This window comes from Kluyvera genomosp. 1 (assembly GCF_001266615.1).
GTDB lineage: Bacteria > Pseudomonadota > Gammaproteobacteria > Enterobacterales > Enterobacteriaceae > Kluyvera > Kluyvera cryocrescens_A.
Map to the genome: position 1 here is coordinate 61,419 of NZ_LGHZ01000021.1, position 13,889 is coordinate 75,307.

12 protein-coding genes are annotated in these 13,889 nt (G+C 51.0%); 7 read left to right on the forward strand and 5 right to left on the reverse strand.

From position 1 onward, the window contains the following. Positions 1-10: 10 nt before the first annotated feature. From KP80_RS12935 to rmf, 5 genes are all read left to right on the forward strand, one after another. The gene (locus tag KP80_RS12935) at positions 11-1,918 is read left to right on the forward strand and encodes an ABC transporter ATP-binding protein (RefSeq protein ID WP_052284059.1); all 1,908 of its coding nucleotides are present in this window, start codon (positions 11-13) and stop codon (positions 1,916-1,918) included. 13 nt (positions 1,919-1,931) lie between these two features. After that, complete coding sequence (pqiA, locus tag KP80_RS12940; protein WP_052284060.1) at positions 1,932-3,191, forward strand: membrane integrity-associated transporter subunit PqiA; 1,260 nt, start codon at positions 1,932-1,934, stop codon at positions 3,189-3,191. 4 nt (positions 3,192-3,195) lie between these two features. Further along, complete coding sequence (gene pqiB, locus KP80_RS12945; RefSeq protein WP_052284061.1) at positions 3,196-4,833, forward strand: intermembrane transport protein PqiB; 1,638 nt, start codon at positions 3,196-3,198, stop codon at positions 4,831-4,833. Next, positions 4,833-5,396 carry a membrane integrity-associated transporter subunit PqiC gene (gene pqiC / locus KP80_RS12950; protein WP_052284147.1) on the forward strand — a complete coding sequence of 188 codons (564 nt, stop codon included), beginning with the start codon at positions 4,833-4,835 and terminating at the stop codon, positions 5,394-5,396. The genes pqiB and pqiC overlap by 1 nt, the downstream gene beginning before the upstream one ends. Before the next feature lie 255 nt (positions 5,397-5,651). Then, positions 5,652-5,819 (forward strand): ribosome modulation factor, encoded by a 168-nt coding sequence (gene rmf, locus KP80_RS12955; protein ID WP_052284062.1) that lies wholly within the window; start codon positions 5,652-5,654, stop codon positions 5,817-5,819. A 97-nt stretch (positions 5,820-5,916) separates the two neighbouring features. Here the strand turns inward: rmf and fabA are convergent, their stop codons facing one another. Both fabA and KP80_RS12965 read right to left on the reverse strand, forming a co-directional pair. Further along, positions 5,917-6,435, reverse strand: coding sequence for a bifunctional 3-hydroxydecanoyl-ACP dehydratase/trans-2-decenoyl-ACP isomerase (gene fabA / locus KP80_RS12960; RefSeq protein WP_052284063.1), 519 nt, complete (start codon positions 6,433-6,435; stop codon positions 5,917-5,919). Positions 6,436-6,504: 69 nt separating this feature from the next. Then, the gene (locus KP80_RS12965) at positions 6,505-8,265 is read right to left on the reverse strand and encodes an AAA family ATPase (protein WP_052284064.1); all 1,761 of its coding nucleotides are present in this window, start codon (positions 8,263-8,265) and stop codon (positions 6,505-6,507) included. A gap of 184 nt (positions 8,266-8,449) precedes the next feature. Between KP80_RS12965 and matP the strand changes: the two genes are divergently transcribed. Further along, positions 8,450-8,905: a macrodomain Ter protein MatP gene (gene matP, locus KP80_RS12970; protein ID WP_052284065.1), complete on the forward strand. Its 456-nt coding sequence runs from the start codon at positions 8,450-8,452 to the stop codon at positions 8,903-8,905. An 83-nt stretch (positions 8,906-8,988) separates the two neighbouring features. On the opposite strand, the gene ompA is transcribed toward matP, so the two are convergent. Continuing rightward, complete coding sequence (gene ompA / locus KP80_RS12975) at positions 8,989-10,044, reverse strand: porin OmpA (RefSeq protein ID WP_052284066.1); 1,056 nt, start codon at positions 10,042-10,044, stop codon at positions 8,989-8,991. A gap of 353 nt (positions 10,045-10,397) precedes the next feature. Beyond that, positions 10,398-10,907, reverse strand: coding sequence for an SOS-induced cell division inhibitor SulA (gene sulA, locus KP80_RS12980; RefSeq protein WP_052284067.1), 510 nt, complete (start codon positions 10,905-10,907; stop codon positions 10,398-10,400). Between the two features lie 217 nt (positions 10,908-11,124). On the opposite strand from sulA, the gene KP80_RS12985 reads away from it, so the two are divergent. Beyond that, the gene (locus tag KP80_RS12985; RefSeq protein WP_052284068.1) at positions 11,125-11,733 is read left to right on the forward strand and encodes a TfoX/Sxy family DNA transformation protein; all 609 of its coding nucleotides are present in this window, start codon (positions 11,125-11,127) and stop codon (positions 11,731-11,733) included. A gap of 11 nt (positions 11,734-11,744) precedes the next feature. On the opposite strand, the gene yccS is transcribed toward KP80_RS12985, so the two are convergent. Then, positions 11,745-13,871: a YccS family putative transporter gene (yccS, locus tag KP80_RS12990; protein ID WP_052284069.1), complete on the reverse strand. Its 2,127-nt coding sequence runs from the start codon at positions 13,869-13,871 to the stop codon at positions 11,745-11,747. Positions 13,872-13,889: the final 18 nt, after the last annotated feature.

Sequence of the window (13,889 nt, forward strand, 5' to 3'; positions counted from 1 at the left end):
GGAATAAAGAATGTCATTAATTAGTATGCATGGCGCCTGGCTGTCGTTCAGTGACGCGCCGCTTCTCAATAATGCCGAGCTGCATATTGAGGACAATGAGCGAGTTTGTCTGGTTGGTCGTAACGGCGCGGGTAAATCGACGCTGATGAAAATCCTCAACCGTGAACTGGGGCTTGACGACGGGCGCATCATCTACGAACAGGATCTGGTTGTGGCGCGTCTGCAACAGGATCCACCGCGCAACGTTGAAGGTAGCGTTTACGACTTCGTCGCCGAAGGGATTGCCGAGCAGGCAATATACCTCAAGCGTTATCATGATATTTCGCATCTGGTGATAACCGATCCGAGCGACAAAAATCTGCAGGAACTGGCAAAAGTCCAGGAACAGCTGGATAACCTTGGACTGTGGCAGCTGGAAAACCGTATCAACGAGGTACTGGATCAGCTAGGTTTGAAGGCGGATACCGAACTGGCATCGCTTTCCGGTGGCTGGCTGCGTAAAGCTGCATTGGGCCGTGCTCTGGTCAGTGCGCCTCGCGTTCTGCTGCTTGACGAACCAACGAACCACCTTGATATCGAAACCATCGATTGGCTTGAGGGCTTCCTGAAGGCCTTCAAGGGAACGATCATTTTCATCTCTCACGACCGTTCATTCATTCGTAACATGGCGACTCGTATCGTCGATCTCGATCGCGGTAACCTGGTGACCTATCCGGGTAACTACGACCAGTACCTGCTGGAAAAAGAAGAAGCGCTGCGTGTTGAAGAACTGCAAAACGCCGAATTCGATCGTAAGCTGGCGCAGGAAGAGGTATGGATTCGCCAGGGCATTAAAGCGCGCCGTACTCGTAACGAAGGTCGAGTTCGCGCGCTGAAAGCGATGCGTAATGAGCGTAGCGCACGTCGTGAAGTGATGGGCAGCGCGAAAATGCAGGTTGAAGAGGCCTCACGCTCCGGCAAAATTGTGTTCGAAATGGAAGATGTCAACTATCAGGTTGATGGCAAAGTGCTGGTGAGAGACTTCTCCGCGCAGGTGCAGCGTAGCGATAAAATTGCGCTGATTGGCCCGAACGGCTGCGGTAAAACCACGCTGCTTAAGCTGATGCTGGGCCAACTGCAGGCCGATAGCGGGCGAATCCATGTAGGTACTAAGCTGGAAGTGGCTTACTTTGATCAGCACCGTGCAGAGCTGGATCCGGACAAAACGGTGATGGATAACCTTGCGGAAGGCAAGCAAGAAGTGATGGTTAACGGTAAGCCGCGCCATGTACTGGGCTATCTACAGGACTTCCTGTTCCATCCTAAGCGGGCAATGACCCCGGTTCGCGCACTGTCCGGCGGTGAACGAAATCGTCTGCTGTTGGCCAGACTGTTCCTGAAGCCAAGCAACCTGTTGATTCTCGATGAACCAACCAACGACCTGGATGTCGAAACGCTCGAACTGCTGGAAGAACTGATTGATGGCTACCAGGGAACCGTACTGCTGGTGAGTCACGATCGTCAGTTTGTCGATAATACCGTGACGGAATGTTGGATCTTCGAGGGTGAAGGGCGTATTGGCCGCTATGTCGGCGGCTACCACGATGCGCGTGGGCAGCAGGCTCAGTCTCAATCTCGACAGCAGGCCGTTGCGAAAAAAACTCCGGAAGCGGCCCAGCCGAAAGCAGAAACTGTCAAACGCACAGCAACCAAATTAAGCTATAACCTGCAGCGCGAATTGGAACAGCTGCCGCAAAAGCTGGAAAAACTAGAAGCGGACCTGGAAGCATTGCAGCTACAGGTTGCTGATGCGACGTTCTTTAGCCAGCCTCATGACCATACCCAAAAGGTATTGGCTGATATGGCGCAAGCAGAGCAGGCGCTGGAAGAAGCGTTTGAACGATGGGAATATCTGGAAGCGTTGAAAAACGGCGCCTGATTGAGGACTTTTCATGTGCGAACAACATCATGCTGCGCAGCATATTCTGTGTTCACAGTGTGACATGCTGGTGGCGTTGCCGCACCTTGAGCACCGACATAAGGCGAATTGTCCGCGTTGTGGTACGACGCTGACCACATCGTGGGATGAACCAAGACGGCGCCCGACGGCGTACGTCCTGGTTGCGCTCTTTATGTTGGTTCTGGCCAACCTGTTTCCGTTTATCAGTATGAACGTGGCGGGTGTGAGCAGCGAAATTGAACTGCTGGAAATCCCCAGCGTCATGTTTTCTGAAGATTACGCCAGCCTCGGCACTTTTTTCCTGCTGTTTGTTCAACTGGTGCCGGCATTTTGCCTGATAACCATTCTGTTGCTGGTGAATCAGGTCAGAATGCCCTACAGGCTTAAAACCTTCCTTGCGCGTATTTTGTTTACGCTCAAAACGTGGGGAATGGCGGAAATCTTCCTTGCTGGAGTACTGGTGAGCTTTGTGAAGCTGATGGCCTATGGTGATATTGGCGTCGGCAGCAGCTTCCTGCCCTGGTGTCTCTTTTGCTTACTCCAGTTGCGTACTTTTCAGTGCGTGGATCGACGCTGGCTGTGGGATGATATCGGTCCAATGCCTGTACTTTCGCAGCCGTTAAAGCCTGGAATCACCGGAATACGGCAGGGGCTGCGTTCTTGCTCGTGCTGTACGGCAATTCTCCCTGCTGACCTGCATGAATGCCCGCGTTGTCACAGTAAAGGCCATGTCCGGCGTAAAAACAGCCTGCAGTGGACCGTCGCGCTGCTGGTGACGTCAATTATGCTCTATCTCCCCGCCAACATCTTGCCGATTATGATTACCGATTTGCTGGGTGACAAAATGCCGTCGACCATTATTGCCGGCGTGATTTTATTGTGGAGTGAAGGATCGTATCCGGTGGCTATGGTGATTTTCATCGCCAGTATTATGGTCCCGACCCTGAAGATGATTGCTATTGCCTGGCTTTGTCTGGACGCGAACGGGCTTAAACGTCGTCATCAGGATAGCGAGCGAATGCACCTGATCTATGAAGTGGTGGAGTTCGTGGGGCGCTGGTCAATGATTGATGTCTTTGTCATTGCCGTGCTCTCTGCGCTGGTGCGTATTGGGGGATTAATGAATATCTATCCGGCAATCGGCGCGCTGATGTTTGCGCTGGTTGTCATAATGACCATGTTCTCAGCAATGACCTTTGATCCGCGACTGTCCTGGGATCGGGAACCTGAATCAAGCCATGAGGAGTCGTAATAGCATGGAAACCAAGAGTGGGGAGGCAAACGTGCAGAAAGTGAAAAACTGGTCTCCCGTTTGGATCTTCCCGATCGTCACGGCGCTTATCGGCGCGTGGATCCTGTTTTACCACTACAGCCATCAGGGGCCGGAGGTGACGCTTATCACCACCAACGCTGAAGGGATTGAAGGGGGTAAAACCACGATCAAAAGTCGCAGTGTGGATGTCGGCGTGGTTGTCAGTACCACGTTAACTGACGATCTCACGCATGTGGAAATTAAAGCGCGGCTGAACTCCGGAATGGAGAAGCTGCTGCATAAAGACTCCGTGTTCTGGGTGGTGAAACCGCAAATTGGACGTGAAGGGATCAGTGGTCTTGGGACGTTGCTGTCCGGTGCATACATAGAGTTGCAGCCGGGTTCCAAAGGGGCGGAGCCTGGCAATTACCAGCTGCTTGATGCGCCACCGCTTGCGCCGCCGGATGCCAAAGGCATTCGCGTGGTGCTGGATAGCAAAAAAGCAGGGCAGTTGAATCCCGGCGATCCCGTGCTATTCCGTGGTTATCGAGTAGGGTCAGTTGAAACCAGTACCTTTGATCCTAAAAACCGCAGTATCTCTTATCAGTTGTTTATCAGCGCACCGAATGATCGTCTGGTGACCAGCAACGTTCGTTTCTGGAAAGACAGCGGCGTGGCGGTTGATCTTACCTCTGCCGGGATGCGCGTGGAAATGGGATCGTTATCCACGTTGTTTAGCGGTGGCGTGAGTTTCGATGTGCCGGAAGGCGTCGATCTCGGTCAGCCTATTGCCGAGAAAACCGAATTTAAACTCTATGACGATCAGAAAAGTATTCAGGATTCGTTGTATACCCAGCACATTGATTATTTGATGTTCTTCAAAGATTCGGTTCGAGGTCTGCAGGTTGGCGCGCCGGTAGAGTTCCGCGGTATTCGTTTAGGTACGGTCGCCCAGGTTCCATACTTTGTTAAAGGGCTGCATCAATCGTTGACCAGCGACTATCGTATACCGGTCAAAATCCAGATTGAGCCGGAACGTCTTGCCGCGCAGTTTGGTGAAAGCCCGGACATTCGAGGCCATCTGCCAGCGTTGATTGAACGTGGTCTGCGCGGATCGCTTAAAACCGGCAACCTGGTAACCGGTGCGCTGTACATTGACCTCGACTTCTATCCGAAAGAACCGCCGGTATCTAATGTGAAAGCATTTGATGGCGTGGCGATTATTCCTTCGGTGAGCGGTGGTCTGGCGCAGATTCAGCAGCGAGTCATGGAAACGCTGGATAAATTTAACAATTTGCCGCTGACGCCGATGGTTGAACAGGCAACGAATACGCTGACTGAAAGCCAGAACACGATGCGCCGTCTGCAAACGACGCTGGATAATCTGAATAAGATCACTGCCAGCCAGTCGGCTCAACAGCTGCCAGCAGATATGCAAAAAACGCTACGTGAGCTCAATCGCAGTATGCAAGGCTTCCAGCCGGGCTCAGCGGCCTACAACAAAATGGTGGCAGATATGCAGCGCCTGGATCAGGTGCTACGTGAACTGCAGCCGGTGCTGAAGACGTTGAATGAGAAGAGCAATGCGCTGGTATTTGAAGCGAAGGATAAAAAAGATCCAGAGCCTAAGAGGGCGAAATGATGAAAAAGTGGTTAGCACTGGCTGCGGCTTGCCTGTTGGCAGCCTGCAGCAGCGGCGGGGAGAACAAAACCTATTATCAGCTGCCGCTGGCGACAGGAACTGTACAAAATGGCACAAGCACCAGCCAACGCATGCTGTGGGTTGAACAAGTCAGCGTGCCTGATTTTCTTGCGGGCAGCGGCGTGGTCTATCAGACCAGCGATGTTCAGTATGTGATTGCCAGCAATAACCTCTGGGCTAGCCCGCTGGATCAACAGCTGCGTACCACGCTGGTTTCTAACCTGAGTAATCAGCTACCGGGCTGGGTAGTATCATCCCAGCCTTTAGGCAGCGACCAGGACACCCTGAACGTTTCTGTGACGGGTTTCCATGGGCGATTTGACGGTAAGGTGGTGGTGAGTGGTGAATGGTTGCTCAATCATCAGGGCCAACTGACCAAGCGTCCGTTCCATATTGAAATGGCTCAGCAGCAAGATGGATATGATGCGATGGTGAAAGTGTTGGCCCAGGCCTGGAGCCAGGAAGCGGCCTCTATCGCGCAGATTATCAATCGCCACCCATAAATAGAATTAATTGTTCTAAGGGCCGTCGTCGGTGCAAAACCGACGGCGGTTTTTTTATGTCTGGCTTCAACTGGTTACTTATGCCACATCACGTTTTTTGTACAAATGAACTTCTTATTAGCTCACAAATATGACATTGGTATGAATTCTGCGCATTGACGGGACTCTTTTTTAGCGGTATTCGTATTATGTGGTCGCATACTTTGTGACCACTGTTTTCTTTTCCACCAGACCAAGATATGAGGGAAACGAGGCATGAAGAGACAAAAAAGAGATCGCCTGGATCGGGCACATCAGCGTGGATACCAGGCCGGGATTACCGGACGGTCGAAAGAAATGTGTCCCTACCAGACCATTAACCAGAGGTCTCACTGGCTGGGAGGCTGGCGAGAGGCCATGGAGGACAGGGCAGTAGTTGCCTGACACTGTCTCTTTAAAAAGAAACCTCCGCATTGCGGAGGTTTCGCCTTTTGATTCACAACACTTATTTACCGTCAGCCAGGGCTGACGACAAGTCGTATTAGAATGCAGAAGTATCCTGGAACAGACCCACTTTCAGATCGTTCGCGGTGTAGATCAGACGACCGTCAACCAGAACTTCGCCATCCGCCAGGCCCATGATCAGACGACGGTTAACGACACGTTTGAAGTGGATACGATAGGTCACTTTTTTTGCCGTTGGCAGAACCTGACCGGTGAATTTCACTTCACCTACACCGAGCGCACGGCCTTTGCCTTCACCGCCCAGCCAGCCCAGGTAGAAACCAACCAGCTGCCACATTGCATCCAGACCCAGACAGCCTGGCATCACTGGATCGCCGATAAAGTGACAACCGAAGAACCACAGGTCCGGATTGATATCGAGCTCAGCTTCAACATAACCTTTGTCAAAGTTGCCGCCGGTTTCGGTCATTTTAATGACACGATCCATCATCAGCATGCTCGGAGCAGGTAACTGTGGGCCTTTTGCGCCAAACAGTTCACCGCGACCAGAGGCAAGAAGGTCTTCTTTTGTATAGGATTCGCGTTTATCTACCATGTTTTAAGTAAGCCTTATTTTAAGTTCGGAACGCAGGATAGCTAACACGTGTACGCTGAACAAGTCCGATCAGTTGGATTGCGAACGGTTTAGCCAGCGTAACGGCCATGGATAACGGTGGCGAGGCTCTTGCTGCATGGCCTGTGCAATGCGTTCCTGAATCGTTTGCAATAGCGTCTGCCCTTCACCATCCCAGTTGAGCTGCGTCAGAAGCGGCAAGGCATCGCCGACATCGTCGATAGCCCAGATGGAAAACGCACCCGCTTCTACTGCTTCCTGTACTTCATTAGAGAGGCTCAGGTGGCGGACGTTAGCAGAAGGAATGATGACCCCCTGCTTGCCGCTTAAGCCGCGTTGTGCACAGATAGCAAAGAAGCCTTCAATTTTCTCATTCAGACCACCAACGGGTTGCGCACGACCAAATTGATCGACGGAACCCGTCATCGCAATACTTTGGTTGATTGGTACGTTAGCGAGAGCACTGATGAGAGCGCACAGTTCGGCCATAGAGGCGCTGTCGCCATCAACTTCACTGTATGACTGCTCAAACGTCAGCGACGCAGAGAACGGGAGCTGTTGCTCTAGATCGAGCTCTGCCATCAGGAAGGCCTGCATCAACATCATGCCTTTCGCATGGATGTTGCCGCCCAGCTCAGCTTTACGCTCAACGTCGGTAAACTCCCCATCACCGATGTGTACCACACAGGTAATACGCGATGGCTCACCAAACGGGCGAGGGTGGCCTGGGAAATCAATGACGGAAAGGGCGTTGATCTGGCCGATACATTCGCCTTCAGTCTCAATCAGGATCTGTTCCAGCAGGATTTCATCCTGCATCCGCTCAGCCAGGAAACCTTCACGCCACTGACGTTGCACCAGCATCGTTTTGAGCTGTTCTGCATTGATGACATCGTTGTCCGTAAACGGAGCGGCTTCTCGTAGCTGGCGAGCAATCCACAGAGGGCAAAGGGGCATGATTTCCTGATCGCCGCTGTCTCGAGCGCCTTCCTGCATCAGCAGCGGCCACGCGTCGGCAGCTAGGCCTGGCAGGGATTTCTCACGGGCGATGCTCCAAACCCACTGACACCACTGTTTAAGCGTTTCTTCATCGCTGATTTGCAAGTTGTCTTCAAACTCGCTGTAGAGTGATGTTTCTGCCAGCTCCGGTTCCATTTCCTCGAAATCCGCCAACGAATCACGATCGCCCATCAGCACGACTTTAAGGGATAGGGGCATCGAAGGGATGCTAACCGGAAGGGGGCGCGCATCGTCGAAGGTCAGCCAGTCAAAGCGCTGCTGGGATATTAGGTTTTTTAAGCGCATCCATAAAAGCGGCTGTGCCATGAGAGTACGCAGCGACAGTATTAAAATACCGCCGTTGGCTTGATGAACTAAACCAGGTTGTAGGGTGATTTCACCATTGAACTGGCGTACGCAGCCAAAAAGCTGTTCAGCTTCAATCCAATCCGCATAGATTACCGGGCCGGTGCTGGCAAAATTGTCGTCAGCATTGCTTGCTGGAATGGCCGTAATCTTGCTGCCATTTACCTGATAATTAACACCCGTTAGGGTAGCTTCAGGAGTATCACGTAAAGATAGTGTTGTCTGGGTGAGTAGCTGCAGGTACTCTTTTTCTTCTGGCGCTTTGACCAGCAAGAAAGGGGAGATACCCTGCGGGTGCAGGAACTGCTCCAGCGCGTAATGTAAACGCGACTGCAGCTCGCTGAATAAGGAATCGTTTTCTGAGGCCAGCTCAGGCTGGGCAAATAGCGGCTGAAATGCTTCAGTCGCGGGGGCGAGAAAGCGCCGGGAAAGAGTATTTATAGTCAATGTCGCTATTTTTAGTCAGATGTAAAGTGCGTGATTATACCTGATGCCAACGGGAAGCTCACGGATAATAGGGAAGTATCTTCGGACGTTGGCCCATTACGTATCACAGTTGCAGATTTCTTCTCAGCACATTGAGAAAAAACTGTTATTCTGAAAAGAGTTACACGGTCACACTGAGATCGCAATGAAATATCAACAACTGGAAAATCTTGAAAGCGGCTGGAAGTGGAAATACCTGGTTAAAAAGCACCGGGAAGGTGAACCTATCACTCGCTACATTGAAGCCAGCGCCGCACAAGAGGCCGTCGATGTTTTGCTCAAACTAGAGCATGAACCGGTTCAGGTGCATGATTGGATTGACCAGCATATTAATCCACATCTGGTTAACCGGATGAAGCAGACGATTCGTGCACGCCGTAAGCGCCATTTTAATGCAGAGCACCAGCATACTCGCAAGAAGTCTATCGATCTTGAGTTTGCCGTTTGGCAACGGCTGGCAGGTTTAGCGCAACGTCGTGGAAAAACGTTATCCGAAACTGTCGTCCAACTGATTGAAGATGCCGAGAATAAAGAAAAGTATGCAACCAAGATGTCCAGCCTTAAGCAGGATCTCGAGGCCATGCTGGGCAAAGACAAGTAAGCGTATTCAGATGTCGCTTGTCGCCACAAAAACTATAGTTAAAAAAAAACCCCGCAGTGCGGGGTTTTTTATTAGACGATAACTTAAGCCTGAGGCTGAGTTACAACGTCTTTGCTACCTTTAACTTCGATCTCAACGCGACGATCTGGTGCCAGGCAGTCGATCAGCGCAGCTTTCGCTTTCACGCCATCACAGGTGCTGCCGGTAACTGGGTTAGATTTACCCATGCCACGTGCGGAGATTTTGTCAGAAGGGATACCTTTAGATACCAGGTAGTCAACTACGGACTGAGCACGTTTCTCGGACAGACCCTGGTTGTAAGCGTCAGAACCGATGCGGTCAGTGAAGCCCAGAACGACTACGGAACCGTCTTTCGGATCCAGGTTGCTCAGCTGGCTGTACATCTGATCCAGAGCCTGCTTACCTTCTGGTTTCAGGGTAGCTTTGTTGAAGTTGAACAGAACGTCAGACTTCAGAGTGAAGTGTTTGGTCTGTACTTCTGGAGCTGGAGCTGGAGCTGGAGCGATTACTGGAGCCGCTGCATCCTGCTGGCCGAAACGGTAGGAAACGCCTACGCTCAGCATGCCGTTGTCAGGACGAACACCAACGGTGTTTGCGTCGCCGATGTTGTTAACCCACTGGTATTCCAGACGGGTAGCGATGTCACGAGTCACAGCCCACTCAACGCCGCCAGCGAATACTGGGGAAACGCCGGTGTCGTGGTGATCGCCAGCGATGTTGTTGCTGGAGTCAGCACGCCATACCATACCACCCAGACGAGTATAGATGTCCAGATCGTCAGTGATTGGGTAACCCAGTTTAGCGGTCAGCTGAACGCCTTGAGCTTTCAGAGCACCGTTAGTCTGGCTACCGGTGTATTCCATACGGCCCAACCAGTCGTAACCCATTTCGAAACCAACGTACGGGTTAACCTGGTAGCCACCGAACGCGCCTGCGCCCAGCTGGCTGTTATGGGTAGAACCGTTGTTGTTCAGGTCACTCTGGTACCAGCCAGTGTCATGGAACTGAGACCAGCCCAGTTTACCACCAGCATACCAGGTGTTGTCTTGCGGAGCGGCCTGCGCTACAGAAGCGAAGCCTGCCAGTGCCACTGCAATCGCGATAGCTGTCTTTTTCATTTTTTGCGCCTCGTTATCATCCAAAATTTGCCATGAAGTTCTAAATAGACTCACGGTTAAATCCTTCCACCGGGGTGTGGCTTAGTGAATTACTTAGCAGATATCTGCGGTGTAAGCTGAGCACCCCTGGCGATGTAAAGTCTACAACGTCGTTCGAAACTTACAAGTGTGAACTCCGTCAGGCTTATGAAAAAAAAAGAGTTGTATACGCAATATTTAACAAATATGTTGAGAAATTGAGCAGCGCAAAATACTGGAAACCGCACCAGACAAGCCTTCTGAGAAAAAACTATCAGGAAATCTAAGAGATAAAAAAGTTGCAAAAAAAATACCAGGAAAATTCCTAATTTCGGTTAATGGAACAAATTTGAGTGAATTTTTAGCCCATTAAATTGTCCAGTGGGGTGTAATGTCGACTGAATTGGACGCATTATGAGCACCATGGCATTACCTTCCTCGGCAGCGGCCTGTAAACGCGCATGCTCTTCTGCTGATAATTCATCCGTTAACCAGCCGATAACAACACTATAGTTACCCGTGCGCGATGCGCGTACCATGGAATCGAGCATATCGCATGGCAACATTTGACGCAGCTGCATTACTTTCGTTAACGGCAGACCTGATTCTTGCACCCACTGACGACTCAGCTTCTGCTGCGGAGTCAGCCAAAGCTGCCAGCGCGACTGTTGTCCTAGCTGCTGAAGTAATGGCAACAATAAGAGTTGTGCCATCATTGGCTGATCTTCTCGATAGAGCACTTCGCTAATTAAAGCCGAGGAGGTGCTTTTTGCAGTAGTAAAAGCATGAGAAGCCGTTGTTGCGACAGCGGTAGAAGAATGATTTACGGCACCAGAAGTATACATAGCTAATCCAACCTTGTGGGTTACTGTATGCATATACAGTACTACCCGTCTCACTAAAGATCAACCCATTTTCTGAAAGTAACTCGCAAAATTGCACACTAATTGCGCGGAATTAAAAATTCATCTTGCCGTACTAAGCGAACTTCCCTATGTTGCTTATTAAATGTTCTATTAACATTTGAAATGTATTCATCTACATGATTATTAAGGATTAATCATGAAAGCAATATCATATAAACGGATTTATCAATCCCAGGAATGTTTTTCCATATTGGGGAAAATCAGGTCACGGGCGTTATTCGGCGGTTACAGTCTTGCAGTCGACAATACGGTCTTTGCTATGGTTGCAGAGGGTGAATTGTATCTGCGGATGTGTGAGGAGAATGCCACTTATCTCGCTCAACACGCGCCGCCATTATTAACGCTACGCAAACGCGGTATGCCGTTGCAGTTAAAGTACTTTCGTGTGGACGCCGCTCTTTGGCTGGATCAACCTGTTTTGCTACAGCTTGGTTTATCCTCGCTGGAGGATGCGCGGCGAGAGAAATCACAACAACGGATGTCACAACGCTTAAAGGATTTACCGAATCTCTCCTTTCATATGGAATTATTGCTGAATGAAGCCGGAGTGACGGATTCCTGGGCGCTACGACAAATTGGTGCGGAAGCCGCGTGGCTACGTCTTCGCAGGATTCGTAAGCAGATCAGTATTAACGTGCTGTATTCGCTTGAGGGAGCCATTAGGGGTGTCCATGCCGCAGCACTCCCGGCGCAAAGGCGCCAGGAGCTGCAGAGCTGGGTGCAAACCAGCATCAAAAAGAACTAAATGATTTGGTATTAAGCCAGAACCTGCTTTTGCAGCCGACAGATTTCCGGTAACAGTGAAATCATTAAACCGATTTGTTGCAGTACTAATGGCTCTTTGCTGTCAGGACGAGTATCGAGATGATGAATTCGTGCGGCTAACCCCGTTAATGCCAGCTGCACTCGGTCTTCATCAGAAGGCTGGTGGTGTAACGCATCATCGACATAGCAGACTGCATCGTCCAGTAGAGCAAGGATTTCAGGTGTCGTTAATTTCTCGCGGTGGGCGCCCAGCGCTGAGATATAGCTTGTCAGAGTGTGATTCAGACAAAGCAGACGAAAAGCGGTTTCACGCATTTCCGCAGTAACTTTTGGCTCAGTCGACATGTTTGATACAACAGATGCCAGTTCCGCATCGCGATTATGAGCATCACGTCGTGCTATCCGATAGGCCAGACGATTGTCACGTCCCTGATGGTATTGCTCCAGAATGGCATCAAGATAGCGACAGTTTGCATCGACAGCGCGCTCGAGCACGCGAGGTAAATTACGAAACTTCCAATCCGGCCAGACAAAGCTCACCGCAATCCACGCAATCCCACATCCAATCAGCGTATCAATGACGCGCGGCAGTGCCACTTCAAATCCTTCGCCGAGTAGGTTGAAACACAGTAGCACCAATAATGTAATGAACATCGTTGCATGGGCATACTGTACGTTGCGGAAAGCGAAAAAAAGCACGCCAGTTATCACAATCAGAACCAGTTGCCCTTCAAGAGAAGGGACCAGCAAGAGAATAGGTAAGCCGAGAGCCACGCCGACGAGGGTACCGATAATACGCAGTGCCAGCCGGTGCCGAGTGGCGTTATAGTTTGGCTGGCAGACGAACAGGCTGGTCAGCAAAATCCAATAACCGTGCTGAAGGCCGGTGAATTGAATAAAGGCATAGCCCGCGCATAGAACCAATGACATGCGCACTGCATGACGAAAAAGCGCAGACTCCGGGGACATATTACGGCTGAGACGCGAACGAATATCATCAAATCCGTGCAGGCTATCGTCGGCCAGCAGAGTTTCCGTTTCGCTCTTCATCTGTGACTGAAGCTGTTCGGACTCAATCGTCGCTAGCTGCGCGTCAATGGCGCGCAAATTGTTCAGCAGAAAACCCAACGCTTTTATTTGCTCTGGCGCAGCGCTACTGGCGCGAACACGATCGAGTGCGGCGTCGAGATGAGTAAATGCACGTTCAAACCGGGCATCGTGCTGGTATGGGGTGCGTAGCAAAATGGCTTTTGCTAAAGACTGGCAGGCCATCGATTGCATTGACAGAAGTCGCTGAAAACGGAACATCACATCGCTGTAGCGGAAGTTATCCCGAAGAGCCTGATATTGAATATGCGACGAACTGGCGCGTTCATGGATATCTTGAGCCACAAAATAATAGTGCAAGGTTCGACGAGTGCTGCGTTGACCGCGGTCGCCGCGCAGACGTGTTAATAATGAAGCTTTAGTTTGATTTAGCGTGGCCATCAGTTGCCCATTAGCTAACGCAAGATCGTACAGTGGTGCCTGATCTTCATCGTCAAGGTCAGGGTCAAACAGACGTGATTTCAGCTCAAGATAGTGGGCGAGCTGCTCGTAGCTACGGGCGAGGTTATCCTGCAGTGGGCGAATAGGGAAAATCAGATGCCCAGTCAGGGTTAACAGGTTATACCAGACCGCACCGGCAATCAGCAGCAGAGGCTGTATATACCAGTGACTGTATAGAGATACGCCGAGCATGGTGTAAATTGCGATCAGCAGTGCACCAAAAGCGATAGTCGCATAGCGCTGTCCAAGGCCACCAAGCAAAATAAAGCCGATAGTCGATGCGGTTAAACCCAGCGCGAACAGCCACGGCCACGGAAAGAGAATCTCGACGGAAGCGGAGGCAATAAAGAAGCAGATCAGCGTAATAACCAGATTGCGCAGCCGCCCGCTTAAACGATCGTCTAAATCGGTCAGCGCCGCGGCGACGACTCCCAGTGTGAGCGGGATAGTCAACTTAACGTCGCCCAGCCACCACGGCAGAGCGCAGGTCCCAACGAGCGCGATAAAAATTCTGGCGTTATACAGCCATGCGCTGTTCCATGTATAGCGGCGAAGCAAAGGGCTTAGCATCTTGTGTGATGAGTCCTG

Coding starts and splice junctions, on each gene's coding strand:
- sulA (WP_052284067.1), bottom strand. CDS start 10,907: ATGTATACTTCTGGTGCCGTAAATCATTCTTCTACCGCTGTCGCAACA.
- KP80_RS12985 (WP_052284068.1), top strand. CDS start 11,125: ATGAAAGCAATATCATATAAACGGATTTATCAATCCCAGGAATGTTTT.
- ompA (WP_052284066.1), bottom strand. CDS start 10,044: ATGAAAAAGACAGCTATCGCGATTGCAGTGGCACTGGCAGGCTTCGCT.
- fabA (WP_052284063.1), bottom strand. CDS start 6,435: ATGGTAGATAAACGCGAATCCTATACAAAAGAAGACCTTCTTGCCTCT.
- pqiB (WP_052284061.1), top strand. CDS start 3,196: ATGGAAACCAAGAGTGGGGAGGCAAACGTGCAGAAAGTGAAAAACTGG.
- pqiA (WP_052284060.1), top strand. CDS start 1,932: ATGTGCGAACAACATCATGCTGCGCAGCATATTCTGTGTTCACAGTGT.
- rmf (WP_052284062.1), top strand. CDS start 5,652: ATGAAGAGACAAAAAAGAGATCGCCTGGATCGGGCACATCAGCGTGGA.
- yccS (WP_052284069.1), bottom strand. CDS start 13,871: ATGCTAAGCCCTTTGCTTCGCCGCTATACATGGAACAGCGCATGGCTG.
- matP (WP_052284065.1), top strand. CDS start 8,450: ATGAAATATCAACAACTGGAAAATCTTGAAAGCGGCTGGAAGTGGAAA.
- pqiC (WP_052284147.1), top strand. CDS start 4,833: ATGAAAAAGTGGTTAGCACTGGCTGCGGCTTGCCTGTTGGCAGCCTGC.
- KP80_RS12935 (WP_052284059.1), top strand. CDS start 11: ATGTCATTAATTAGTATGCATGGCGCCTGGCTGTCGTTCAGTGACGCG.